Origin of the sequence: Spirillospora sp. NPDC046719 (genome assembly GCF_040645715.1) — a bacterium.
GTDB lineage: Bacteria > Actinomycetota > Actinomycetes > Streptosporangiales > Streptosporangiaceae > Spirillospora.
Map to the genome: position 1 here is coordinate 1 of NZ_JBEYYT010000059.1, position 25006 is coordinate 25006.

Sequence of the window (25006 nt, forward strand, 5' to 3'; positions counted from 1 at the left end):
GCTCCGGGGCCGGTGCCAGGGCCTCCGCCAGGGCCGGTGCCGGGGCCTGCGGCAGGGCCGGTGCCGGGGCCTGCGCCCGCCCCTGCGGGAGCGCCGGACGGGTCCGCCCGCTGACCGGCGGCCCGGCCGACCGGGGGCCGGAAGGCGGGCGGTTCGGGCGGGTTGCTTAGGGTTGGGGGCATGCGCCTCTACGACCATCGCACCGGGCAGGCCGAAGAGGTCCCGCCGGGGCGGGTCCTGCGCGTCCAGGTCCTCGAAGGGGCCGGGCACCGCGCCCTCGTGGTCGCCGACCTGCTGCGGCGGGTCGCCGAACGCGCCGGGCGCGGGGTCCCGGTGGCGTGCTCGCCGGACCTGTCCGTCCACGACCGCGACTGGACGGACTACAACATCGCGCCGTTCGAGCTCCTCAGCTGGGACGCGCCGCCGCCGGAGGCCGACCTCTACATCGCCTCCTCGACGAACGTCGACGTCGCCGGGCACTGGGTGCTCGTCCCGCACGAGACCGGCGACTGGTACTCGGTCATGGCGAACGCGTCCATGGACCCCCTCGCGGCGCGGCTGGCGATGCTGGAGGTGCCGTACCGCGACCCGCTCGTACTGACGGCGTCCCGGTTCATGACGGCCGCCGCGCGGCTGGACGCGTGGCGGAGCCTCGTCGCGGGGTGGGCGCGCAGCCCGGGGCGCCCGATGGACCGCGACTACGCCCGCAAGGCGGAGCGCGCGCTCGGCAACGACCTGGACAGCCCGGCCGCGCTGGCCGTCCTCGACGAGATCGCCGCGGACCCGGACGTCCCGCCGGGCGCGAAGCTGGAGACGTTCATCCACCTCGACCTGACGCTGGCCCTAGGCCTGGTCTCCGCCATCGGCGCCGCCTAGCCGAGCCGTACACCGGCACCGCCGTACACCGCCCTCAGTCGTGCACCTCCAGGAGGGTGCCGTCGGCGAGGAGGTAGGCGATCGAGCGTTCGAACACGTACGCCGTCCCGCCACCGGGCTGCTCGAACCACGGCACCGCGGTTCCGGTGAGGGCCTGCAAGGGGCGCAGTAGCCGGTACACGTGGTACTCGCGTTCCTGCCAGTCTGCGGGCAGCGAGCGTTGGGGGAACGGTGTGCGCGCGGCGTAGGCGGTGTTCCCGCCGTGGCCTCCGTAGCGGTCCACCTCGGTTCCTGCGGGAAGCTCGGTGATCTGACGGTCGCGCAGGAGAGAGAGCGGCGGCTCCCCCTTCAACGGCTGGATCTTCGGGATCTCGATGGTCTGCTGCTGCGGCACCACCATGAGCAGGCTGCCGAGGAGATACGCGGCGGCCTGTTCCCCGTCGTCGAAAGCGGCCTGCCGGGTCCGTTCACCGTGGTCGAGGTGGAAGACCGTCCAGCCCGCCTTCTCCTGGACGAGGCACCACGCCCCGTCCTCCTCGCCGCGGAGCCGGTAGCGCGCACGATCGACCTGCAGGGCGTCCAGACGGTTCTGGAGGAGGGCGAGCCACTGCTCCGGCTCGGGCTCCGTCCGGATGCCGCGCGGCGCGGTGCGCCCCATCGCGGCGGCGCTCGCCGCGTCCATCGCATCGTCGCCGACGGCCGGGACCGCGAACCGGCGCGCGCGGATGTGCGCGACCAGGTCCGGCTCCGGCGGGACGCCGTGCTCGCGCAGGTAGTAGCCGACCGCCCCCGACCACACCCACGCGCCGTCGGTGTGGAAGGTGAGCGGGACGCGCTCGCCGCGCGACGGATCGAGCAGGTCGGGGGCGCTCGACCGGGCCGCCATGACGGTCGGCGCGCCCTCCAGGTACCGGACGACCCGCTCGGCCTCCTCCGGCGGGACGGGCGGGCGCGACACCTCGGGCGGGCCGCCGTCCGTCCCGGCCCGGTCGAACACGCGGGCCTTCCGCACCGGGCTCTCGAACCGCGTCGGCTGCGGGGGCGCGACCGGCGCGGGGCCCAGGCGCCGCGCCATCCACTCCGGGACGTCCCGGCGCGGGAGCCGCTCCAGCTCGTGCCGGACGTCGTCCGCGGACGGCTCGGAAGCCCAGCGGGGCTCCTCGTCATAGGTGAAGCTCGCGCGGCACCGGGCGTCGCCGTCCCCGTACACGACCTCGACGTCGATCCGGGACCACGTGGCGCCCTGGAACGCGTGGGTGCCGGCGCGCAGCCGGTCGAGCAGCCCGGCCGCGGCGGCGGGCGGCGCCCAGGACGCGGTCGTCCCGTCCGCCTTCCGCACCGTCATCGGCGGGAACTCCACATGCCCGCCGACCGCCTGGTAGTGGCCGGAGATCCGCTCCCAGAACGGCGGCGCGTGGTCGGCGACCAGCACCGTGAACGGGCCCGCCAGCAGCTCCGTCTGCTCGACCGGGTCCAGCGGCGCCGGGACGGGCCGCTCGGCGGGCTCGGCCGGTTCCCGGCCCTCCAGCCGGTCGCGCAGCCAGCCCGGGACGTTCGCGCCGTCGCGCGGCATCACGATCTGGTCGCGCCGCCACGCCTCCACGGGCGCGGGCGGGTCCCACCCCGGGTCGAACGCGTCGTTGTAGAGGAACAGCGACGCGGCGGGCTCGACGATCGCCAGCATCGAGAACCAGGTGCCCTGCTCCGACAGGTAGTGCGCGCGCCGCAGCTCCACCAGCAGGGCCGACAGCTCGTCCGGGACGACCTCGGCGGGCACCACCGCGTTCTCGCCGGTCAGCATCGTCAGGGTCACGTCGCTCGCCACCACGGTCGCCGCGCACCGCAGGTCGATGCGGCGCCAGCGCGGCGGCGCGGTCTGCCGCGCGAACCGGACGATCCGCTCCTCGATCTCCGCGATCCGCTCGCTCTGCCCCGTCACCCGCGCGTCCCCTCATGTGATCCCGATGGAACCTGAGCGGCAGGTTAACCGCACGGATCGGTCCATTGCGGCGGGACCCGGCGTCACGGACGCTCGGGTGCATGGCCGTCGAGGCGCCCGGAGTCCCCTGGGACGTGGGCTAACGTCCTATGTCGTGTCCACCGATGCCCCCGAATCAGCGGCCCCCGCGCCGCCCGGCCGGCCGGCCGCCGCGCGGCGCCGCCGCCGCGCCCGCGTCCTGATGGCGACGATCACCGCGGTCGCCGTCCTGCTGTGCGCGGCGGTCGGCGGCGTCGGCTGGTACTTCGCGGGCGTCGCCACCGAGGTCGACCACTCCGCCGAGTACCCGTTCACCATCGAGGACGTCTCGGACGGCACCGTCACGCTCCCCCGCGAGCCCGAGACGGAGCGCCCCGGCACGTGGGCGCTCGTCTGGAAGCACGGCGGCCGCGCCCTGCTCGGCCCCGTCGTCGGCGGCGGCGAGGACCACGTCGTCCGGAAGGTGCTGTCGGTCTCCCACGGGACGCCCGTCAAGGGCGCCGCGGCCGGCATCGACCACTGGGTGTACTCCGGCGACCCGCGGTCGGCGCTCGGGCTCGACTTCAAGGACGTCACCTACCCGACCGAGCTCGGCGCCATGCCCGCGTGGCTGCTGCCCGGGTCGTCCCCCAAGAACACCTGGGTCATCGCCGTGCACGGCCGCAACGCCGACAAGGCCGAGACGTTCCGCGCCATGCGGACCGTCCAGGGCCTCGGCCTGCCCATGCTGTCGATCGCGTACCGCAACGACGTCGGCGCGCCGAAGTCCCGCGACCACAAGAACCACCTGGGCGACACCGAATGGAAGGACGTCGAGTCCGCCGTCTCCTACGCGCGCGCGAACGGCGCCACCGGCGTCGTCCTGTACGGATGGTCGATGGGCGGCGCGATGGTGATGACGGCGCTGCGGCACGACCCGTCGTTCGTCCGCGGCGTCGTCCTCGACTCCCCCGTCATGGACTGGAACGCCACCCTCGACAAGCAGGGCGACGCCCGCCACCTGCCGGCGTTCGTCACCAGCGTCGCCAAGACCGTCCTCGAACGGCGCATCGGCATCGACCTGAAGGACTACGACCAGCGCCGCTACGCCCCCAAGCTGCGCACGCCGACCCTGCTGTTCACCACCGCCGACGACGCCACCGTCGCCAACGGCCCCGCGTTCACCTTCGCCCGGACGGCGCCGCCCGGCATGGTCACCCACATCGCGGCGCAGGGCGACCACACCGAGGCGTGGAACGTCGACCCGTCCGCCTACGAGACCGCCCTGCGCCTCTTCCTCACGAAGGTCCGCTGACCACCAGCAGCGTCTTCCCCGTGGTCGCGCGGGACTGGATCGCGGCATGCGCGTCCGCCGCGTTCTGGAGCGGGAACCGCTGCCCGATCACCGGGCGCAGCCGTCCGGCCGCCGCCTCCCGCAACGCGCTCCGCGCCGCGTCCCGGATCTCCTGCGGCGACGGCTTCGGGTGCATGAGCGCGACCTGCCGCGCTTGCGCCGCCTCCTCCGGGACGCCGGCCCACTCGCCGCTCGCCAGCCCGAAACTGACCATCCGTCCGCCCGCGCGGAGGAGCGTGAACGCCTCCCGCGCCACGTCCCCGCCGACCCCGTCGAACACCACGTCCACCGGGCCTACGCCCTCGCTCCAGCCCGGCTCCCGGTAGTCGACCGCCTCGTCCGCGCCGAGCCGCAGCGCCGTCTCCGTCTTGTGCGGCCCCCCGGCCGCCGCGACCACCACCGCGCCCTCCGCCTTCGCGAGCTGGACGAGCAGCGTCCCGACCCCGCCCGCCGCGGCCTCCACCAGCACCCGCTCCCCCTTCGCCGGACGCGCCGCCCGCATCATCAGCGTCGCCGTCCGCCCATCGGCCAGCAGCGCGACCGCCTCGTCCAGCGGCAGCCCGTCCGGCACCTCGAACAGGCCCTCCGCGTCCGCCACCGCCAGCTCCGCGTACCCGCCGCTGCCCTTCAGGCTGCTCACGACCCGCCGCCCGACCAGACCCGGATCGGCCCCCGGACCCACCGCCGCCACCGTCCCGCCGACACCGTTCCCCGGGACCATCGGGAGCCGCGGCGCGAACGGCTGCGGCCCGTTCCCGGCCCGCATCTGCGTCTCCACGAAGGTGACATTCGCGTACTCCACCGCGACGAGCACCTGCCCGTCGCCGGGCACCGGATCGGGCGCCTCCCCCGGCACCAGCACCTCCGGACCACCGAACTCCCTCAGCCACACCGCACGCACAGCGCCCCTCCGTTCACGATTCGTCCCTCCAGCATGCAACCTCAACCAAGATCGAGGTCAACGCCCCGCAACGAATCCCTTTTCTCGCCACACCCATCTCTGTAAGCTTTCGCGCGTATTCCGCCCCGTTGTCGGCTGCCGCTCAGGGATGGCGATGCGCGCCCGGTTGGTCCGTTCCTCCCCGCCGCGGCTCCAGCGCGCCGCGATTCCGCTCGCCGCCGCCGTCCCGCTCGCGCTCCTCACCGGCTGCGGCGCGTCCCACCCGTCGTCCGGCGCCCTCAGCCCCGAAGGCACCTTCGACACCGGCGGCGCCGCCCCCGCCACCGCCGCGCCCGCCCCGTCCGCCGTGCCGACCGCGCAGCTCTACAAGACGGTCATCGAGCGCTACCGCGCCTACCAGGCCGCCTACAAGCAGGCCTACGCCACCAACGACCCCAGCGGCCTCCCCGCCGTCGCCATGGACCCCCTCCTCGCCCAGCTCACCAAGGACATCGAGTCCACCAAGGCCAAGGGCGAGATCTGGCGGTTCACGAAGACCCTGAATCCGCGCGTATACGCACGGTCGACCGACGGCACCAAGGTCTACGTCGTCGATTGCGTGCGCACTCTCGGCGGCTACCGGTACTCCGCGACGACCGGCAAACGCACGGGCGGCGGGAGCGGCGGCGCCTACGTCTATCGGACGACGCTCCAGTACGACTCAGGCACCTGGAAGGTCGCCGCCACGGCCCGCGACGGCGCATGCTGACGCCTCGTTCAGCGAAGGACACGTGATGTCTCCTCGAAACCCGATCAGACGCAGAGCCGCTCACTGCGCGATCGCAGCGTCGACGGCTCTGGTCCCCTCCGTCTTCGTGTCCTCGGCCGCCATGGCCGCGGGCTGCACGGGGCCTGCGGGACATATCGACTGCAACCTGACCGGTGTGATCGGCGGCGGGTCCGGCGGAGGAGGCGGATCGGGAGGAGGCGGAGGAGGCGGAGGAGGCGGCTCCGACGCGGCTCCGCCCCCCATCGACCTGAACCCCAACCAGGGCATCGGCGTCGCTCCCGTACCCGGCGGCGCGGCTCCGCTCGCACCGGCGCCGCCCAACACCTTCCTGCTTGTGCAGCACGCCATGGACACCGCGGTCTTCCGCGCCCCGACGGTGCACACCGCCCCGGCCGACAAGACGTACGTGCGCGTCCGCACCTCACTGTGGGTGACCGGATTCGATCCTGTGCACACGGAACCGATCACGGTCGGAGCACAGACCGTCCAGGCCGAAGCGACGCCCGAGTCCGTCGTCTGGAATCTCGGCGAGAAGCAACTGACCTGCGGCGCCGGCGACGGCAAAGAGGACAAGGCCTGCAGCTACACCTATCAGCGGTCGTCGGCGGCACAGCCCGGCGGCTCGTACAAGATCACCGCGACCGTCACATGGACCGTCCATTGGACGTGCACAGGTGACGATTGCCAGGGTGCCGGCGGCGCCCTCGCTCCGCAGCAGCAGACCTCGGTGCCCACGCCGCTCGTCGTCGACGAGATCCAGACCACCACCGGCCGGTGACGCACCAACCGCAAGGCTGGAAGGTTCCCGGCTACATCGAGATCGAGGAACTCGGCTCGGGGGCGCAAGGGGCGGTCGTTCTCGCACGGCACGAGACGGGCGGGCCGGCGGTCGCGATCAAGTACCTGGCCGGGGACCTTCTAACGAGCACCACCGCTCGGGACACTTTCCGGAGCGAGGCGGAACTCCTCCGGCGGGTCGTCGATCCTCATGTGGCCCGCTTGTTCTACTACGTGGAGTATCCGCAGGGAGCCGCGATCGTCCTCGAAGCGATTCCCGGACGGTCGCTCCGGCGAGTGCTGGATGAACACGGCGAGCCGCTCGTGCCGGAAGCCGCACTGACGACGTTGAAGGGCTCACTGCTCGGTTTGGCGGCGGCACATGCGGTGGGTGTCGTCCATCGCGATTACAAGCCGGCGAACGTCCTCGTCCAGGACGACGGCCAGAGCAAGCTGATCGACTTCGGCATCGCCGTCCTGACCGGCCAAGGGGGCCACGCCGGAACACCCGCGTACATGGCACCCGAGCAGTGGGACGGGGAGCCCGCCACTCCGGCGACGGACCTCTATGCGGCGACCTGCGTGTTCGTGGAATGCGTCACCGGACGGAAGCCTTTCCCGGGCACGACCCTGGAAGAGCTCCGGACACAGCACGCGCATGCGCAACTACCCCTGGAGCAACTGCCCGAGCCGCTGCATCCGCTCGTCCAACGTGGGCTGGCCAAGAGCCCTTCGGAGCGAACCTGGAACGCGCTGGAGTTCGTGAGCGAACTCGAAGCGCTCGCCGTGCGCGAGTACGGACCGGATTGGGAGCGGAGAGGCGCGATCGCGCTCGGCGCCCTTGCGGCGAGCGTCGCGGCGGCCGTGCCCCTGGCCATGCTCGGCGGCGCGGTGCTCGCCCATGGCGCGTCGTCGACAGGGATCGGCGCGGTGGCCTCGGGGGCCGCCGGCCATGCCGCAGCGGGCGTCATGCATGCGGCGGCGTCGGCGGATACGGCGGCGACGACCGGCGCCTCGACGTCCAAGGGCGTACTCGCCAAGCTCGGCGGAACGAAGGGCGCGACGGCGATCGCGGGCGTCGGCGTGGGCGGAGCCATCGCGGCCTGGGTGTTGTGGCCTGCGGGGCCAGGCGTCGGAGGGGAGAGCCACGGCGGCATCCATGCCTACTGGACTCACCCGGGCGTCCTGGTCGGCCAGCCCGACATGCCCGCGTCGGAAACCCCTTATATGGACCTGAAGCTCGAGGTCACACCGGCGAGAGTGAAGCCGGGGACGACTCTCCGGCTGGTCGAGCACTTCCACGCACGCACGCCGTCCGGCGGCAAATACCTGCCCGGAGGCCGCCGCCAGTGCTTCGGCGAGAAGACCAAACGTACTGACGTCGAAGGCAATTACAGTTTCGGATGGCATAACGAAGGGGGGCCGGCATATGGCAAGGACCTCTTCTTCTACAGGATCCCGCCGGCGGAGCGGCACGAGCTTCCCACCGGAACAGGCGCCGTCCCCGTATCCGCAAAGAGCAAGATCACTAATAGATCTGAGCCGTACGTCCCCTCCGAGTGCGCTTTCATGAGCAGCTGGACCCAGACCTTCACGCTCAAGGTGCCGAGGAAGGACGTCCTCGCGCCTGGGAAGTATCTGGTCACGCCGATCGGCCCGATGCGGATCACCGGTACGAGGGCCGGGGTGTCGCAGGAGGCGATGGGGACGGTCAACGAAGGGTCCGCACCCGTGATCCAAGTGCTGGACGGGTGAGCGGGCAAGCCCGGCCTCAGGGGGCGGGCTTCGGGGCGGGGACGCGGGTCGGTGATCGTTGTGGTGGCTCGCGGGACAGGCGCTATCGTGGCGCGGACGTCCACAGTTAGGGTCCTGGTGTTGCTCTCCCCTGTTCTCGGCCGCCTCAGGTTCGGGCCGGTGCGCGCCGCGGTGGCGGGTAACCGGTCGTTCTCGGTGCTGCTGCTGGCGGGGATCGTGCTGCGGGTGTTCGTGGTGCTGGGGTTCCCGCCCGCGCTGTGGTTCAACGACAGTTTCGACTTCCTGCGGATCGCGGACGGCCCGTTCCCGCATCCGCTGCGGCCGTCCGGTTACGGGCTGTTCCTGTGGGGGCTGAAGCCGTTCCACAGCCTGGCGCTGGTGACGGCGGTCCAGCATGCGGCGATCGTGGGGATCGCGGTCGTCGGGTATGCGGCGCTGGTCCGGAACTTCGGGGTCCGGCGGTGGGTCGCGGCGCTGGCGGTGGCGCCGCTGCTGCTGGACGCCTACCAGGCGGAGCTGGAGCATCTGGTCCTGTCGGACACGGTGTTCACCGTGCTGATCCTCGGGGCGATGCTGCTGCTGGCGCGGCCGGGTGGGGCCGGATGGCGGCGGGCCGGGCTGGTGGGGGCGCTGCTGGGAGTGGCGGCGGTCACCCGGACGGTGGGGGTTCCGCTGTTCGTGATCGCGCTGCTGTACCTGCTGCTGAGGCGGGCGCGGTGGACGTCGTTCGCGGCGCTGGCGGCGGCGTTCGTGCTGCCGCTGGGCGGGTACGCGGTGTGGTTCCACTCCGATTACGGCCGGTTCGGGATGACCGGGGTGGACGGGATCTTCCTGTGGGGGCGGACGTCGACGTTCGCGGACTGCGACAGGCACACGCCGCCGGCTGACCTGGCGCATCTGTGCCCGTACGGGTCGCCGGACGAGCGCCCCGCGGCGTCGCACCAGATCTGGGTGGAGAACTCGCCGACGGGCTGGACGAACGGGAAGCCGTTCGACGAGAGGACCAACGAGCAGGCGCAGGAATTCGCGTTGTGGGCGATCCGGACGCAGCCGCTCGATTATGTGAAGGCCGTTTCCTACGACTTCTTCGTGCGGACGTTCTCGTGGAAGCGGCACCGTTATCCGACCGTCGGGACGGAGGCGCGGTATCACTTCCCGACGCGGCCGTGGGCGCAGGGGGAGAAGCCGCTGCCGTTGATCGGCGGAGGTGACCGGGTCTCGGTGGTCCGGGAGTACGGGCACGGGTCGGGGCGGACGCATATCGTCGATCCGTTCGCGGGCTGGCTGCGCGCGTACCAGAAGCAGGTGTTCGTGCGCGGGACGATGCTCGGCGCGGTGCTGCTGGCGGGGCTCGCGGGGCTGCTGCTGCGGCGGCGCGGGCGGCGGCGGGAGATCGCGCTGCTGTGGGTGACGTCGGTGACGCTGCTGGCGATCCCGCCGGTCACGGTGGACTTCGACTACCGGTACATGCTGCCCGCGGTGCCGTTCGCGTGCTTCGCGGCGGCGCTGGTGTGGGGGCGGCGGAAGGCCGCGGACGGGCCGGGGGCCACGCGGGCGGAGCTGGAGAAGGCGGAGGTCCAGCCGGCCAAGGCCTGACGGCCGCACGAAGATCGTCGCGGGTATTGCGCCCGCACCGGGCTATACGTGAGACTCCTTCACATTCTTGCTGAGGGAGGCCCCGTGGCGCGCATCCGGTTCGACGTGCTGTTCGGCGTCCTGGTCCTGACCGATGTGCTGCGCGTCTTCCTGCCGTCGCTGATCACGCTGGTCGGCAGCGCGGGCGAGACGCCGGCCGAGGTGATGGGCGCGTACGCGCTGTCGTGGTTCGTCGCCGCGTTCCTCACGGTGCCGCTGGCGCGGCTGGTCCCGGCGCGGCGGCTGGCGCTCGGCGGCGGCGCGGCGCTGATCGTCGCGCGGATCGCGCTGCAGGCCACCGACGGCGGCGACCCGCAGCTCTACACCGCGAGCATCGGGCTGCTCGCCGGGCTGGTCTGGCTGGTCGCCACCGCGATGAGCACCCGGGACACGGCGCCCGCGATGACGGGTTTCGTGGCGGGCCTGGCGGTGGCGACGGCACTGCAGGCGGCGATCGAGGGCATCGACCTCGTATGGCGGGCGGGCATCGTGCCGTGGATCCCGCTGCTGGTCTACCTCGCGCTGTTCGCCGTGGCGCTGGCGCGGCACCGGGAGGCGGACGGGGAGCCGGCGGCACCCCGGGCGTGGCTGGGCGCCGGGCTGTCCGTGCTGCTCTGGGGCGTCTACACGGGCAACCCGGGGCACGCGCAGGCGAGCGCGGGCTGGTCCGGCGGGGTCGCGGCGGCGCTGATCGCCGCGGTGGCGGTGCTGTCGGTGGCGGTGGCGGCGCGCCCGCGGTTCTGGACGCGGCACCCGCTCGTCCCGGCGGCCGGGCTCGTGCTGTCGGCGCTGGGGTTCGCGGCGGGACGGGCGACGGTCGGCGGCGTGCACGGCGTCTCGCCGGGCTGGACGGTCGGCGCGCAGGTCCTCGGGCAGCTCGCGCTCGCGGGCTGCCTCGGCTGGGCGGCGCGCGTCCCCGGCCCGGACCGTCCCGGCCGGCGCGGGACGGCGATGGCGGGCGGCTGGCTGCTGTTCGTCGTGCTGATGTTCGCCTACTACTCCGCCTACGACCTGGGCACGCCGAACCGCTGGGTGCCGGTCGTGACCGCGCTCGGGACGGCGGCGCTGGCCGTCCGGGCACCCCGCGCGGCGGAACCGCGCGGGGTCGGCGCGTGGGCGGCGGGCACGGCGGTGGTCGCCGTCGTCGCGGTCGCGGCGGTCCCGCTGTGGCGGGACACCGGGCCGAAGTGGCGGCCGGTGGACGACGGCGGGCTGCGGCTCGCCGCGTACAACCTGCGGATGGGCTACGGCCTGGACGGCACGATGACCGTCACCCACCAGGCGGACGCGCTCCGCAGACTGCGGCCGCACATCGTGGTGCTCAGCGAGGTGGACCGGGCGTGGATGCTGAACGGCGGCCGCGACTCGCTCCGGCTGATCGCCGAGCGGCTCGGGCTCCGCGCGGTCTGGGCGCCCGCGGGTGACGAGGTGTGGGGCGACGCGGTGCTCACCGACCTGCCGGTCACGTCCGTCCGGAACACGCCGCTGGTGAAGGGCGGCCCGACCGGCGCGGAGGCGCTGCGCGTGGGGGTGCGGTGGAAGGGCCGCGACCTCACGGTGATCGCGACGCACACGCAGCCGCCGGACGGCTGGACGGACCTCGGGCAGGCCGAGCAGCTCGCCCGGCTGGCCCGGGAGGCGGCGCGCGGCGGGCGGCAGGTCGTAATGGCGGGCGACATGAACCTGGAGCCCGGCAGTGCGCCGTGGCGGGTCCTGCTCGGGGCGGGGCTGATCGACGCGCTCGCCTCGGCGCGGCCGTTCGCGACGTTCCCCGCCGCGCCGCGTCCCGTCCAGCAGATCGACCAGGTGCTCGTCACGCCGGAGCTGACCGGGCGCGACCAGGCCAACGAGCCGGTGGCCTACTCCGACCACCGCCCGATCGCGGTCACCCTCGACGTGAAATGAGTACCTGAGCGGATGCCGCCGCGTCCGCCGGGCCGCGAGCATGAGCGCATGCGCCGACTCGTGATCGTCCTGTCCGCCGTCGCCCTCGCCTTGGCGGGCTGCGGCGGGGCGCCGTTCCCCGCGTCCGGCGCCAGTGCCGAGGACAGGGCGGTGGAAAGCGCGCGCGACGCCGCCGACAAGGCGGGCGACAGGCTCTACAGCTCGCGGGTCTGGCCGGCCCGGGACGTGGCGCACCGGGCCGCCGGCCTCGACGGCGTCGAGGTCATGAAGGTGACCGGCACGTCGACCGCGGGCAGGGGCATGAGGCTGGTCTTGCGCACCTCGGGCACCGGCTCGGCCTGGGGGGAGAGCGAGCCGGTGACGGTGACCCGCTGCTTCGAGCTGTCGTTCTCCACGACGACCGAATGGCACCGCTACGGGACGCGCGAGGTGACCTGCCCGCCGGGCGCGCCGATGGCGTTCGAGCCCTGGCCGCAGACCCCGCGCATCCCGGACGAACGGCTGGCGAGGGCGCTGCCGCGCGTCCCGTCCGGCGGCACGGTGGACGAGGCGGAGGTCCGCGCGGCGGTCGCGTCCCTGCGCCTGGACCCGAAGATCGGCGTCGACGTCCGCAAGGAGGGGAAGGTGGTCGGCGTGGCGCTGACCGCCCGTCCCCACCCCTACCTGGACGACGCGCTGGACTGCACGCTCGCCCGCGTCGCGCCGGGCCGGACCAGCACGTGGACGCCGAGCCGGGCGCAGCGGACGCCGGGCGAGGGCGGCTGCGACGCGGGGAGCGCGATCCACCCGCAGCCGCCGCCGCACTAGAGGTCGAGGTCGTCGGGGTGCTCGGCGAGGTGCTCCCAGAAGTCGACGTAGGCCTGCTCGTGCATGATGCCGAGCTTGAGGATGCGGGCCCGTGAGGTCAGCCTGACCTCGTCGGACGGGTCGAGGGCGGCGCGGCGCTCGCGGTAGTCCGCGAGCCAGCGGCGGTGCAGCGCGGCCTGCTCGCGGGCCAGCGCGACGACGTCCGCGGGGTCGCCGAGGTCGGCGAAGAACAGTTTCAGCTGCGCGGGGTCGCGGGTCTCGATCCGGGGGCCGCCGGGGTCGGCGAGCCAGCGGCGCAGCGCGGCGCGGCCGGCGCCGGTGAGGTGGAAGACGCGGCGGCGGCGCCCGCCCTCCTCGGTCTCCTCGCGGAGCAGCCCGTCCTCGGCGAGGCGGGCGGGGATGCGGTAGAGCTGCGCGTGCGGGATGGGCCAGAACGGCTCGACGCTCTCCTCGACGCGCGCCTTCAGCTCGTAGGGCGTCATCGGGCCGTGCCGGGCGATCAGCCCGAGCACCGCGCACGCCTGCACGCCGGGTTCCTCCATGCGCCCTCCCCTCGATCGCCGGCGCCTTGACACCGTCTCACTGAGACCATATCGTCCATACCGTTGAGACGGTATCACTGAGACCATGGGAGACCGCATGGACGTGCACCCCGAACTCGCCGGGATCCTCGCCGGGATGGCGCCGAGGCCGGACGACCCGCTCGCCGACATCGAGGCGACGCGCGCCGGGTTCAAGGCGCTGATGGCCCCGCTGACGCGGCCCGCCGACGGCACCGTCCTCATCGAGGAGACGACCGTCCCGGGGCCGGACGGCAACACGGTCCCCGTGCAGATCCTGCGGCCCGCCGGCGCCGCGCCCGGTCCGCTGCCCGCCGTCCTCTACATCCACGGCGGCGGGTTCAGCTACGGCGAGCTGGACGGCCCCAGCCCGATGGCCCGCGACGCCTGCACCGAGACGGGCTCGCTCGTCGTGAACGTCCACTACCGGCTGGTGCCGGAGCACCCGTTCCCCGCCGGATTCGAGGACTGCTACGCCGTCCTGTGCTGGCTGGCCGCGAACGCCGCCCGCCTGGGCGCCGACCCGGCGCGGATCGCCGTGGCGGGCGCGTCGGCGGGCGGCTGCCTGTCCGCCGCGCTGTCCCTCGCGGCCCGCGACCGGGGCGGCCCCGCCCTCGCGTTCCAGACCCTGCTGATCCCCTGCCTGGACGACCGGCTCGACACCCCGTCCGCCCACCGGATCACCGACCCGCGCCTGACCAACCGCGCCAAGCTCCGCGCGATGTGGGACGCCTACCTCCCGCCCGGAGCCGTCTCCCCCTACGCGGCTCCGGCGCGGGCCGGCGACCTGTCCGGCCTGCCGCCCGCCTACGTCCTGACCTGCGGGCTCGACCCGCTGCGCGACGAGGGCCTGGACTACGCGCGGCGGCTGATGGAGGCGGGCGTCCCGGTCGAGGTGAAGGACGTGCCGGGCGCGTGGCACCTGTTCGAGGCGTCCGCACCGGGCACCGGCCTGGCGCGGCGCACCACCCGGCACTGGCTCGCGGCGCTCCGCACCGCGCTCGCGGCCCCGCTCGACACGCCGCTCGACACGCCGCTCGGCGCGGCGGTCACGTCATGAGCCGAGGCGGGCGGCGGCGACCTTCTTCGGGACGACCATCCGCCACGCCTCCATGACCAGCTCGCGCATCTCGGGCTCGTCCAGCGCCGCCGTCCACGCCTCGACCCAGTTGAACCGCAGGTCCGACTCCCCCGGCAGCCGGAACTTGCCCGGCTCGGACGCGACGAGCGCCGCCCGCTCCTCCTTCGGGAACGCGAACCCCATCACCGTCTCGTCCCGCGAGAACGCCACGTAGACGATCGAGCCGACGCGGAACTTCACCCGGTCCCTGATGAGGTGCTCCGACGTGCGGGGCAGCGTCACCGCCAGCGCCCGCACCTGCCCGACCGTGATCACGTTGACCTCCCATGGCCATCGCCGGAAAAGTATCACCGACCCCCGCCCCGCACTTGATGATCTTGTTACATTGGCGGGGCGGCGCGACGCCGGACGTCGAGGGGACGGGGAACGTGAGCGAACTGGTGCGCTGGCAGACCGAGCACGGCAGCATCGTCGTCGAGAGCGACGACGACGACCCCGGCATGGACGCCGTCTCCCGCGGCGGCGACCTGATCGGCACCGCCACCGCCAAGCTCGAGGACTCGTTCCAGCAGGTCCGGGACGCGGCGGAGGCGGCGCTCGCCGCGCTGCGCGGCGGCGACCTCAAGCCCGACGCGGTCGAGCTGGAGTTCGGGGTCAAGCTGAACGCCGCCGCCGGCGCCGTCATCGCGAAGACGACCGTGGAGGGCCACCTGAAGGTCAAGATGACCTGGGGCGAGCCGAAGGCCGCCGCCGGGGAGGAGTAGGTGGGCGACTGGCAGTGGCGCGCCTGGGTCGGGACGCCCGGCGCGGGCAAGCTCGGCGCGGCGTTCCTGGTCACCCCCACCCGGCTGCTGACCTGCGCACACACCGTCACCGGCCTGGACGACCCGCGCGTCGGGTTCCCCGGCCTCGCCGAGGACCTGCCCGCCCGGGTCGTCGCGTCCGGCGGCTGGCGGAGCCCCGGCGACGTCGGCGACGTCGCGGTGCTGGAGCTCGAGGAGCCCGTCCCGTTCGAGCCGGCGGCGCTGGCCGACCCCGACGACGCCGGCGGGCTCGCCGCGGGCGGCCGCGAGTTCGGCGTGTACGGGTTCCCCGCGCGCAAGGACGACAACGAGCGGCACGCCACCGTCACGACGGGCCCGCACCTGCTGACCCGCAACGAGTGGTGGGAGATCCGGACCGTCCACGGCGTCCCGCTGGAGAAGGGGTACAGCGGGTCCGCCGTCTACGACATCGCGACCGGCGAGGTCATCGGCATGGTCACCGACGCCGAGCTGCGCGGCGGCCGCGCCGGGATCGGCTGGATGCTCCCCCTCTCCCGCCTCCGCGCCCACTGGGAGCCGCTCGACGACCTGCTGCCGCTGCGCTGGCTCACCGGGACGGCCCGGAGCGACCTGCGGGCGCTGCTGAAGGACGTGCCGTTCACCGAGGCGCTCGCCGCCGACCTCGAACGCGCCGTCGGCCGCCGCCCCCGCGAACGGTTCGGCTCCGCGTGGGCGTCCGTCCGCTACGTCGCCGAGGGCTTCCCGGAGCAGCGGCTCGCCGGCTACCTCGGCGCCCTCGGCGGGCGGCTCCCCGAACCGCACCGGCGGCGGTTCGCCGCCTGGGCCCGGTGGCACCTCCCCGGCGTCGAGCCCGCGCGGGAGGCGCCCGCGCCCGCCTCGGTCATCGTCCGGCTCGAGCACGCCACCTTCCCCAAGGAGTACGACCTCACCGTCCACACGTGGTTCAACGACGCCGACCAGACCGCGCAGGCCACCGTCCGCGTCCCGGAGAGCGAGGTCCGCGGCACCGTCCAGGACGCGGTGGCCCTCGCGAGCCGCGCACTCGTCGGCGGACGCTGGATGATCGAGTTCGCGGTCCCGGAGGGCTGGCTCGGCAAGCCGTTCGAACGCTGGTACATCGACGTCGAGGACAGGACGCCCATGCGGCGGTACCCGCTGGTCGTCCGGGACGTGAAACGGCTGCGGCCCGGCTCGATCCGGCGCGACCAGGCCCACCAGCGCTGGCGGGTCCTGAAGGAGCGCGGCCGCACCGACCCGCGGGTCATCGGGTGCGACGACCACCGCGGCGCCGCCGCCTTCCAGGACTGGCTCGAGGCCAACCCCGACCACTGCGCCCTCGTCTACACGACGTCCCCGTCCAAGGCCCGGCTCGCCGCCGCGCTCGGCAACGGCGTCCCCGTGATGCTGTGGACGCGGACCACCTGCAGCGGTCCCGCCCACGACGACTGCCAGGGCCACCGCCTCGGCGCGGCGCTCGCCGCCGCCGTCCGCGACGCCCGCCCCGAAGAGCTCCCCCACATCGCGCTCGATCTGCGCCGCAAGGCCCTCGGCGCCCCGAAGGACGCCCCGCACTGCGGGCGCGACCTCACCCTGCTGTGGGACGACCCGTCCCGGCTGCCCGCCGACCCCCGGCTCGCCATGGAGGAATAGATGCCCGACTGGCTGCTCTACACCGGTAGCCGAAGCCGGCACGACGGCATCGACAGGCTGCCGCCGCCCCCGCCCTGGCGGGCCTTCGACGGCGGCCCGCTGCTGCCCGCGCCGTCCGGCGGCTCCGGCAACGCCCACCAGGCCACCACGTACCGGCCCTCGGACGACGCCGTCCAGCAGGTCAACGCCGCCCTGTACCTGCGGCGCCCGCTGCTCGTCACCGGCCCGCCCGGCACCGGCAAGTCGACGCTCGCCTACGCGGTCGCGCACGAACTCGGCCTCGGACCCGTCCTGCACTGGCCCATCACCAGCCGGACGACCCTCCGCGACGGGCTCTACCAGTACGACCCCCTCACCCGCCTGTACGCCGCCCGCGACGGCGACGCCCCCGCGGCCGACGAGGACATCGGCCGCTACATCCGGCTCGGCCCGCTCGGCACCGCGCTGCTCCCCTACGCCCGGCCGCGCGTCCTGCTCGTCGACGAGATCGACAAGAGCGACATCGACCTGCCCAACGACCTGCTCACCATCTTCGAGAAGGGCGAGTACGAGATCCCCGAGCTGACCCGGCGCGCGGACCCGTCCGCCGACGTCATGACCGCCGACGGCCCCGGCTCCCGGGTCGCCGTCACCGCCGGGACCGTCCGCTGCAACGCGTTCCCGCTCGTGGTGATGACCAGCAACGGCGAGCGCGAGTTCCCGCCCGCGTTCCTGCGCCGCTGCGTCACCGTCGAGCTCCGCCAGCCCGCCGACGAGGCCGAGCTGTCCGCCATCGTCCGCGAACACCTCGGCGACCTCGCCGACCGCAGCGACGACCTCGTCCGCCGGTTCTTCGAGCGCTCCGCGTCCGGCACCCTCGCCACCGACCAGCTCCTCAACGCCGTCTACCTGTGCCGGCACGCCGGCGCCGCCGACCGCGCCGCCCTCGCCGACCGGATCATGCGGCGGCTCGGCGGGCCCCTCGACGATGATTGACCGGCTCCGCGAGGTCCTCGGCGCCGTCTCCCCGCACGGCGCGCCCGACGCGCGCGAGCTGAGCGAGCTGCTGTGGCTCGCCGCCCACATCGCGCCCGCGCCGGACGAGCCCGCCGCGCCCGCCCCGGACCCGGTCCCGCCCGCGGTGCCCGGTCCGCCGCCGGCCGGGCCCGACGGCCTCGCGGAGCCGCCCGGACCCGCACCGGAAGAACCCCGCACCGCGCTGCACCACCGTCCCGCCACCGGCACCGCGCCGCCCGCCGGGACGGCCGCCGAAGTGCTCGTCCCGACCGCGCCGATGCTGTCCGACCCCCTCGGCGTGCAGCGCGCGCTCCGCCCCGTCAAGCGGCGCGTCCCGTCCCGGCACCGCCGCCAACTCGACGAGGACGCCACCGCCGAGCGCATCGCCGACACCCGGCTGTGGACGCCGGTCCTCGTCCCCGAGTCCGAACGCTGGCTGACGCTCACCCTCGTCGTCGACACCGGCCCCACCATGCGGCTGTGGCGCCCCCTCGCCCGCGAGCTCACCGAGGCGCTGCTGAGGCAGGGCGCTTTCCAGAACGTCGGCGTCGCCTATCTCACCGCCACCGGCCGCGTCTCCTCCGCCCCCGGGTCGTCCCCGCGCGCCCCCGGCACACTCCAGGACGCGTCCGGACGGCACGCCGTCCTCCTCCTCAGCGACTGCTCCGGACCGCACTGGTGGAACGGGCGCGCCGCCCCCGCCGTCCGCCGCTGGGCCCAGGCCGGCCCCACCGCGATCCTCCAGCCCCTCGCCGAGAGCCTCTGGCGGCGCACCGCCGCCCCCACCACCCCCGGCGTCGCCGTCCTGCCCCGCCCCGGCGGCCCCAATACCGGCCTGCGCTTCACGCCCCTCGACGGCGCCCCGCCGCCCGGCGTGCCCGTCCCCGTCCTGGAGGTCGCGCCCCGCTGGTTCGGCGCCTGGGCCCGGCTCGTCTCCGGTGCGGGCCCGCAGCCCGCCGCGATCGCGACCCTGCCGTCCGGGCCGTCCGGCCCCGCTCCCTCCGACCGCGACGTCCCCGTCGCCGAACGCGTCCGCCGCTTCCTGCGCACCGCCTCCGCCGACGCCGCCGAGCTCGCCGCCCACGTCGCCGTCTCCGTGCCGTCCCTGCCGGTGATGCGGCTCATCCAGCACGGCGTCCTCGGCGGCTCCGACCCCGGCCGCCTCGCCGAGGTCCTGCTCAGCGGGCTGCTCCGGCCGCTGGACGACGTCCGCTACGAGTTCGTCCCCGGCGCCCGCGAGGCCCTCCTCGACACCCTCCCGCGCCCCGAGGCCCAGCACACCCGCCGCGTCCTCGAAGCCGTCTCCGCCGAGATCGAGCGGCGCGCCGGCGGCACCGCCGAGACCTTCCGCGCCCTCCTCGCCACCGCCGACGGCCCCCTCGCCCTCACCGCCGACACCCCCCACTTCGCGCTGCTCACCAGCCCCGCGCCGGCGGCCCCGCCGGCGCCGGCCTCGCCCGCTCCGCACCTCCTGGACGTCCTCGGAACACCGGTGGACGACCTGATCGGCGACGACTGGGACCGCCCCCGGCACCCCACCGCCGTAGGCGTCGACGGCACCGGCAGGACGGTCTGGGTCGACCTCCTGCGCGACGGCCGGGGCACGCCGCACGGGACGATCGTCGGCCCCCGCGCCGAACGCGACCGCGTCCTCCGGACGCTGCTGTTCAGCCTCGCCCTCGGCCACTCCCCCGCCACGGCCGCGCTCGCGTTCGCCGACTTCTCCGGCGGCGCGTCCTTCGTCGGTCTGGGAAGCCTCCCGCACGTCGTCACCGCCGTCCACAGCATGTCGATCGACTCCCCGCTCTTTCCCCGCCTGCTCACGGCCCTGGAAACCGAGCGGTCCCGCCGCGAGGCCGTGCGATCGCGAACGCGGGGAGACGGGGCCCCCGCCGCGTTCCCCGTCCTCGTCGTGGTCATCGACAACGTCGGCCCCCTCCTCGGCGCACGCCCCGAGCTGCAGGACCCCCTGTTCCGCCTGTGCGAGGAGGGGCCGTCCCAAGGAATCCGGTTCGTGTTCTGCTCGCCGGACGAGACCGATCTCCCCTTCCCGCCGCGATGGCGGATCACCGTCCCCGGCCCGGAAGGCGGCGGCACGGCGTCCCTGACGCACGACGGGATCACGCCGGTGACCTTCCGGCCCGCGCACATCCCGCTCTCCGACAGCGACCCGATCGTCGAGCGCATGCGCCGACGCGGCCCTCGCCCCCCGCGCCTCCCCTGGCCCGACGAACCCGCCGCACCTGCCGCACCCGCCGAACCCGCCGAACCCGCGGAGCCGCCTTCCGGCGCCGGACCGTCCTCGCCGCCCCCGCCCTCCGCAGCGGACGACGTCCTCGCCTTGAACGGGGCCGGCCTGGGGGCGGCGTTCACCAACGCATGGAGACTGCCCGTCTCGGTCCCCAGGCCGCCGCGCATCGGGCATGACCCAGAGGGGAACGAGTTCGCTGCCCCTTCTCTCGATCTCGCGGCCGGCGGCTCGGGCTTGGTCGTAGGCGACGTCCACGCCCGGCGGCATGTCCTGCGAGTGATCGCACTCGCGCTCGCCGCCAAATACCCGCCCTCCCAGATGACGTTCGCCTTCGCCGGGCTGGGCGAGCATCCGCTGGGCGACGCGCTCCCCCTCCCGCACGTCCTCCACTCCGAAGAGGAGCTGCTGGGCAGGCCGCGCGAGCTGCAGGAGTTCATCGACTTCCTGTCGGCCGAGCTGGACACGCGCAGAGGCCATGCGTCACCTGAAGAGTTGCCGCACCTGGTGGTGATGGCGGACTTGTCGTTGACGTTCCCGTCCGGCAGGCGCGAGGTAGGGGAAACGCTCCTCCATCTCGCGCAGCGCGGCAGAACGCTCGGCGTGAAGCTGATCTTGGCGTCGTCCACCGTCGAGAACACCACGATCTGGAACCGCTTCCTGCCGCTGCTCGACTGGCGGATGGCCGCGAACCGCCTGCCGCCCGCCGAACTCCGGACCGTCCTCGGCCGGGCGAGCCTTCCCTTCCCCGACGGCGACGCCTACTTCGTGGCGACCGGCGACGCACCGCTCCGGTTCACCCCGGCCCCCCTCCCGTCCGAACGCGCCATCGCCGCCTTCGCCGAGCAGGCGGCCGAGTGGGCCCGACCGGCTGACCCGGCTTCCCCCGAGGCGCCCTCGCCCGATCTGCCGGACGTGCTGCACGCCGACGAGCTGCCGGAGGTCCCCGGCCGTCGCATACCCATCGGAATCGCCGACCGGACGCACGAGCCCGTCCTCCTGGATCTGAAGGCCGACCGGCACCTGCTCATCTCCGGCCCCTCGGACACGGGCCGGGCGGCCCTGGTCCGCCACCTCATCCGCGAGATCGCGGCCCGCCATCCCGTGCAGGACCGCGCCATCTACCTGCTCGATCCCAGAGGCCGGCTGAGCGGGTTCGCGGCGGGGCTGACGCGGAACGTCCTGGCACGGTACGGGCGCACACAGGCGGAGATGGCGGAGATCGTCGGCGCGGTGATGGGGAACATCGCGCTGCGCCGGCGCATCGGGCAGGGCATCGGCATCTATCTCGTGGTGACGGGGCGCATCCCCCTGGACGACGGCGACCCGCTGCTGCCTCTGCTGCCGTCGCTGGAGCAGAGCAAGGTCAACGACCTGCACCTCATCCTGAACCAGCACGAGTCCCCGGCCGGTGTCGCTCTCGACCCGGTCACCACGAGGCTGCACTGGCTCGGCGCGCCCGCCGTCCTGACGGGGTACTCCGGCCAGGAGGCGCGGCTGTGGGAGGTTCCGCCGCCTCCCGGCGGGCGGGGTCCCCGGGGCCGGGCCACCTTCAGCCGGCGCGGGACGCACCGGCTGATGCAGATCGCGGAGGCGGACTGAAGAGTATTGGATCGAGCTGTCCATAACGTGTTAGGGTCGGCGCATGGCGAGACCGAGGCAGTTCGAGGAGGAGCGGGCGGTGGAGGCCGCCATGCGGGCGTTCTGGGAGCGCGGGTACGAGGCGACGTCGACGCAGGAGCTGTGCGAGGCGACCGGGCTCGGGCGCAGCAGCATCTACAACACCTTCAGCAGCAAGCACGACCTGTTCACGCGGGCGCTGACGCGGTACATGGACGTCCGGACGGCGAACGCCGTGGAGGTGCTGGAGGACGCGGGGCGGCCCGTCCGGGAACGGCTGCGGACGGTGCTGGGCTGGGCCGTGGAGGCGCCGGCGGAGGATCCGGTCGGCTGCCTCGTGGTGAACACCATGATCGAGATGGCGCCGCGGGACGAGGACGTCGCCGGGCACCTGCGCAGGGACCAGGAGAAGCGGCTCGCGGCACTGCGGGGCGCGATCGAGGCCGGGCAGCGGTCCGGCGAGATCGACGCGGGCAAGGACGCGGGCGCTCTGGCGCACTTCGTGGTGGCGGCGATCGCCGGGATGCGGGTCGCGGCGCGCGGCGGCGCGGACGAGCGGACGCTGCGGGCGATCGCCGACACGGCCATGGCGGCGATCTGACGGAGGCGGCGGCGGTGCCGCCTTTTTTCTCGGCCGAATTTTGAACTGATCAATCCAAAAGAGGGGCGTGCGATGCCACTGGCGGTCTATGTCCTGGGCTTGGCGATCTTCGCCCAGGGCACCTCGGAGATGATGCTGGCGGGGCTGCTGCCGCAGATGGCGGCGGACCTCGGCGTGTCCGTGCCGGACGCGGGGCTGCTGATCTCGGCGTTCGCGGCCGGGATGCTGGTGGGGGCGCCGGTGCTGGCCGTCCTCACGCTGCGCTGGCCGCACCGGCGGGCGCTGCTGGCGTTCCTCGGGGTCTTCGCGGTCATGCACGCGGCGGGCGCGCTGACGCCCGGGTACGGGGTGCTGTTCGCGACGCGCGTCGCGGGCGCGTTCGTGTACGCGGGGTTCTGGGCGGTCGCGGCGGCGACGGCGATCGGCCTGGTGCCGGCGGACGCGCGGGGACGCGCGATGGGGATCGTCGCGGGCGGGCTCACGCTCGCCACGATCGTCGGGCTGCCCGCCGGGACGGTGCTCGGGCAGCACCTCGGCTGGCGGTCGGCGTTCTGGGCGGTCGCGGCGATGTCGGCGGCGGCGATGGCCGCGGTCGCGGCGACGGTGAAGGGCGGCGCCCGGACCGGGACGGCGCCGCGCGTCCGGGACGAGCTGCGGGCGATGGCGCGGCCGCGGCTGTGGCTGGCCTACGCGACGACGGCGCTGGCCACGGGCGCGCTGCTGGTCGTGTTCAGCTACCTCGGGGCGATGCTGGAGGACGCGACGGGCATCCCGGAGCGGTGGGTGCCGGGCGTGCTGGCGCTGTACGGGGCGGGCTCGCTGATCGGGATCACGCTGGGCGGGCGGCTGGCGGACGCGCGGACCGTCCCGCTGCTGTACGCGGGGATCGCCGGGCTCGTCGCGGTGTCCGCCGCGCTGGCGCTGACGCTCGACTCGGCGGCGCCGGCGGTCGCCCTGGTGTTCCTGCTGGGCGCGTTCGGGTTCGCGACCAACCCGGCGCTGAACTCGCGGGTGTTCGCCCTGACGGACGGGTCGCCGACGCTCGTCGCGGCGACGAACACCTCGGCGTTCAACGTCGGCATCACCGCGGGGCCGTGGCTGGGCGGGCTGGCGCTGGACGCGGGGGCCGGGTACGCGTCGACCGCGTGGATCGGCGCCGGGCTCGGCGTCGCGGCGCTCGCGACGGTGGCGCTGGGCCGGGCGGGCCGGCGGACGGTCCGGCAGGAGGAGCGGAAGGTCGCCGTCAACGCGTGAGCCGGACGCGGGACGGGACGGGACGGGCCGGCGCGGGCGTCCGCGCCGGCCCGTCCCGCATATGTCGGCTACCAGCGGCACTGCGGGGCGTGCAGACCCCAGAGTGCGCGCTTGTCCGGGTACTCGGCGAGCGTCCAGACGCGGTGCTGGGCGCGGTAGCAGCTCAGGTCCTCGGGACCGTAGGAGATGGTCCGCTTGGACAGGTGGCTCCAGCCATGCCCGCGCTGGTCGGCCTGGAGCATCGTGCCGCGCTCGGAGCCGTGGCTCTGCGTGAACCACCAGTGGCCGTGGGCGCGGACGCCGCCCTGCACGCGGTCGCCGGGAAGGCTCGCGACCCAGTTCGGGTAGGCGACGCCGCCGGACCCGGCGACCAGGCCGGTGCCGTTGCGCAGCGGCCACGTCGCGACGCGCCCGCGCGGCTCCCGCTCCTTGCAGTACTCGCCCGCGACGAGCGACGGGCCGCGGGTGGTGCGGTCGACCGACATCCACGACACGCGCGGCGCGCCGTGGCCCGCGCACCTGGCGCCGGCCCAGCCGTGGGCGTACTGCCAGTTGCCCGTCTGCGGCATGACGTACCGGTACCCGTGCCCGTAGTACCTGCCGCCGCGCAGGCCGACCCAGTCCGCGTGGTCCGTGGACCCGTTCCGGCTGCGGCCGAGGTCGTAGATCTGCCGCATGTCGAACTCGCGCAGGCCCGCGCGGGTGTCGGCGACGTACAGCTTGTCGCCGAACCAGGCGATGCCGCCGGCGTGCAGGTCGATGTCGCCGTAGGAGACCCTCCCGTCCCGCATCGCCGGGTAGACGAGCAGGACGTGCCGGTAGGTGCGCCGGTCCGGGTTCACGAACGTGAGCCGGACGGCGCCGTCGTTGTGCCAGGACACCAGGATCGGGCGGCCGGTCCCCCACCGGCCGTCGACCGCCGCGTCCGAGACGGTCGTGACGCCCTGCGGGTACCACTTGCGGGTCGCCGAGTCCTGCTTGTCGAAGCAGTAGGCGCGCGCCCCGGCGGGCACCTTGGCCGCCGCGGCGCAGCCGCCGGTGAGGCGGCGCTGCCCCGAGCCGTTGATCAGCGCCTGGACGCCGCTCTTGGTCAGTCTCTGCCCGAGCGCGCGCAGCGGACGGTCGAGGTTCGCGCCGCGCCGCAGGCCGAAGTCCGCCTTGCGCGGCGCCGCGTCCCGCGCCGAGGCCGACGCCGCCGCGGGCTGGGGTCCGACGACGGCGGGGACGGACGCCACCAGCGCGGCCAGCGGGACGCCGGCCGCCAGGGCGGCGACGGCCGGCCGCCGCCCGCTCACTCTCCATTTCATGATCATCACGACGCCCCTCCTTTCCGGCGCCGTATCGCGGAAAACCCCCCGCACCGTCGACGGAAAGGCAAATGACCATTACACCGGCCGGGTGAACCGGAACCGCGCCGCGGGCGTCCGGCCGCCCGACGGCGGACGGGACGGCTTCCTCATAGGAAACCGTCCCGT

General features: G+C 74.2%; 20 protein-coding genes. 15 read left to right on the forward strand and 5 right to left on the reverse strand.

The window, feature by feature from the left end:
• Positions 1 to 180: 180 nt before the first annotated feature.
• Complete coding sequence (locus ABZ914_RS13420) at positions 181 to 876, forward strand: hypothetical protein (protein WP_500193219.1); 696 nt, start codon at positions 181 to 183, stop codon at positions 874 to 876.
• 34 nt (positions 877 to 910) lie between these two features.
• Here the strand turns inward: ABZ914_RS13420 and ABZ914_RS13425 are convergent, their stop codons facing one another.
• Positions 911 to 2815: a glycohydrolase toxin TNT-related protein gene (locus ABZ914_RS13425; RefSeq protein ID WP_500193220.1), complete on the reverse strand. Its 1905-nt coding sequence runs from the start codon at positions 2813 to 2815 to the stop codon at positions 911 to 913.
• A 154-nt stretch (positions 2816 to 2969) separates the two neighbouring features.
• On the opposite strand from ABZ914_RS13425, the gene ABZ914_RS13430 reads away from it, so the two are divergent.
• Positions 2970 to 4148, forward strand: coding sequence for an alpha/beta hydrolase family protein (locus ABZ914_RS13430; RefSeq protein ID WP_500193221.1), 1179 nt, complete (start codon positions 2970 to 2972; stop codon positions 4146 to 4148).
• Here the strand turns inward: ABZ914_RS13430 and ABZ914_RS13435 are convergent.
• On the reverse strand, positions 4132 to 5088 hold the full coding sequence (locus tag ABZ914_RS13435; RefSeq protein WP_500193222.1) for a zinc-binding dehydrogenase: 957 nt from the start codon (positions 5086 to 5088) through the stop codon (positions 4132 to 4134). The genes ABZ914_RS13430 and ABZ914_RS13435 overlap by 17 nt on opposite strands.
• A gap of 154 nt (positions 5089 to 5242) precedes the next feature.
• On the opposite strand from ABZ914_RS13435, the gene ABZ914_RS13440 reads away from it, so the two are divergent.
• From ABZ914_RS13440 to ABZ914_RS13465, 6 genes are all read left to right on the forward strand, one after another.
• A complete protein-coding gene (locus ABZ914_RS13440) occupies positions 5243 to 5836 on the forward strand; it encodes a hypothetical protein (RefSeq protein WP_500193223.1) in 594 nt (197 codons plus the stop codon).
• A gap of 106 nt (positions 5837 to 5942) precedes the next feature.
• Positions 5943 to 6635, forward strand: coding sequence for a hypothetical protein (locus tag ABZ914_RS13445; RefSeq protein ID WP_500193224.1), 693 nt, complete (start codon positions 5943 to 5945; stop codon positions 6633 to 6635).
• On the forward strand, positions 6632 to 8389 hold the full coding sequence (locus ABZ914_RS13450; RefSeq protein ID WP_500193226.1) for a serine/threonine-protein kinase: 1758 nt from the start codon (positions 6632 to 6634) through the stop codon (positions 8387 to 8389). Before ABZ914_RS13445 ends, ABZ914_RS13450 begins: the two co-directional genes overlap by 4 nt.
• Positions 8390 to 8509: 120 nt before the next feature.
• Complete coding sequence (locus ABZ914_RS13455; RefSeq protein WP_500193227.1) at positions 8510 to 9985, forward strand: hypothetical protein; 1476 nt, start codon at positions 8510 to 8512, stop codon at positions 9983 to 9985.
• Between the two features lie 84 nt (positions 9986 to 10069).
• On the forward strand, positions 10070 to 11929 hold the full coding sequence (locus tag ABZ914_RS13460) for an endonuclease/exonuclease/phosphatase family protein (RefSeq protein ID WP_500193228.1): 1860 nt from the start codon (positions 10070 to 10072) through the stop codon (positions 11927 to 11929).
• Positions 11930 to 11977: 48 nt separating this feature from the next.
• Entirely contained in the window at positions 11978 to 12736 is a 759-nt protein-coding gene (locus ABZ914_RS13465; protein WP_500193229.1) for a hypothetical protein, read from the forward strand.
• Here the strand turns inward: ABZ914_RS13465 and ABZ914_RS13470 are convergent.
• On the reverse strand, positions 12733 to 13278 hold the full coding sequence (locus tag ABZ914_RS13470; RefSeq protein ID WP_500193230.1) for a PadR family transcriptional regulator: 546 nt from the start codon (positions 13276 to 13278) through the stop codon (positions 12733 to 12735). The two genes, ABZ914_RS13465 and ABZ914_RS13470, sit on opposite strands and share 4 nt — an antisense overlap.
• A gap of 85 nt (positions 13279 to 13363) precedes the next feature.
• On the opposite strand from ABZ914_RS13470, the gene ABZ914_RS13475 reads away from it, so the two are divergent.
• Complete coding sequence (locus ABZ914_RS13475; RefSeq protein WP_500193231.1) at positions 13364 to 14356, forward strand: alpha/beta hydrolase; 993 nt, start codon at positions 13364 to 13366, stop codon at positions 14354 to 14356.
• Here ABZ914_RS13475 and ABZ914_RS13480 read toward each other — a convergent pair.
• Positions 14351 to 14692: an MmcQ/YjbR family DNA-binding protein gene (locus ABZ914_RS13480; RefSeq protein WP_433246359.1), complete on the reverse strand. Its 342-nt coding sequence runs from the start codon at positions 14690 to 14692 to the stop codon at positions 14351 to 14353. The genes ABZ914_RS13475 and ABZ914_RS13480 overlap by 6 nt on opposite strands.
• Before the next feature lie 113 nt (positions 14693 to 14805).
• On the opposite strand from ABZ914_RS13480, the gene ABZ914_RS13485 reads away from it, so the two are divergent.
• The 6 genes from ABZ914_RS13485 to ABZ914_RS13510 all read left to right on the forward strand — a co-directional run bounded on the left by ABZ914_RS13485 (position 14806) and on the right by ABZ914_RS13510 (position 23531).
• Positions 14806 to 15141, forward strand: coding sequence for a CU044_2847 family protein (locus ABZ914_RS13485; RefSeq protein ID WP_387022366.1), 336 nt, complete (start codon positions 14806 to 14808; stop codon positions 15139 to 15141).
• Entirely contained in the window at positions 15142 to 16812 is a 1671-nt protein-coding gene (locus ABZ914_RS13490) for a VMAP-C domain-containing protein (protein ID WP_500193232.1), read from the forward strand.
• A complete protein-coding gene (locus ABZ914_RS13495) occupies positions 16813 to 17787 on the forward strand; it encodes an AAA family ATPase (RefSeq protein ID WP_500193233.1) in 975 nt (324 codons plus the stop codon).
• The gene (locus ABZ914_RS13500; RefSeq protein ID WP_500193234.1) at positions 17780 to 21658 is read left to right on the forward strand and encodes an SAV_2336 N-terminal domain-related protein; all 3879 of its coding nucleotides are present in this window, start codon (positions 17780 to 17782) and stop codon (positions 21656 to 21658) included. The genes ABZ914_RS13495 and ABZ914_RS13500 overlap by 8 nt, the downstream gene beginning before the upstream one ends.
• 43 nt (positions 21659 to 21701) lie before the next feature.
• Positions 21702 to 22277, forward strand: a complete 576-nt coding sequence (locus ABZ914_RS13505) for a TetR/AcrR family transcriptional regulator (RefSeq protein WP_500193235.1) — start codon at positions 21702 to 21704, stop codon at positions 22275 to 22277.
• Positions 22278 to 22349: 72 nt separating this feature from the next.
• A complete protein-coding gene (locus ABZ914_RS13510; RefSeq protein WP_500193236.1) occupies positions 22350 to 23531 on the forward strand; it encodes a Cmx/CmrA family chloramphenicol efflux MFS transporter in 1182 nt (393 codons plus the stop codon).
• A gap of 68 nt (positions 23532 to 23599) precedes the next feature.
• On the opposite strand, the gene ABZ914_RS13515 is transcribed toward ABZ914_RS13510, so the two are convergent.
• On the reverse strand, positions 23600 to 24847 hold the full coding sequence (locus tag ABZ914_RS13515; RefSeq protein ID WP_500193237.1) for a hypothetical protein: 1248 nt from the start codon (positions 24845 to 24847) through the stop codon (positions 23600 to 23602).
• Positions 24848 to 25006: the final 159 nt, after the last annotated feature.

Coding starts and splice junctions, on each gene's coding strand:
- ABZ914_RS13420 (WP_500193219.1), top strand. CDS start 181: ATGCGCCTCTACGACCATCGCACCGGGCAGGCCGAAGAGGTCCCGCCG.
- ABZ914_RS13440 (WP_500193223.1), top strand. CDS start 5,243: ATGCGCGCCCGGTTGGTCCGTTCCTCCCCGCCGCGGCTCCAGCGCGCC.
- ABZ914_RS13465 (WP_500193229.1), top strand. CDS start 11,978: ATGCGCCGACTCGTGATCGTCCTGTCCGCCGTCGCCCTCGCCTTGGCG.
- ABZ914_RS13470 (WP_500193230.1), bottom strand. CDS start 13,278: ATGGAGGAACCCGGCGTGCAGGCGTGCGCGGTGCTCGGGCTGATCGCC.
- ABZ914_RS13475 (WP_500193231.1), top strand. CDS start 13,364: ATGGGAGACCGCATGGACGTGCACCCCGAACTCGCCGGGATCCTCGCC.
- ABZ914_RS13495 (WP_500193233.1), top strand. CDS start 16,813: ATGCCCGACTGGCTGCTCTACACCGGTAGCCGAAGCCGGCACGACGGC.
- ABZ914_RS13500 (WP_500193234.1), top strand. CDS start 17,780: ATGATTGACCGGCTCCGCGAGGTCCTCGGCGCCGTCTCCCCGCACGGC.
- ABZ914_RS13505 (WP_500193235.1), top strand. CDS start 21,702: ATGGCGAGACCGAGGCAGTTCGAGGAGGAGCGGGCGGTGGAGGCCGCC.
- ABZ914_RS13510 (WP_500193236.1), top strand. CDS start 22,350: ATGCCACTGGCGGTCTATGTCCTGGGCTTGGCGATCTTCGCCCAGGGC.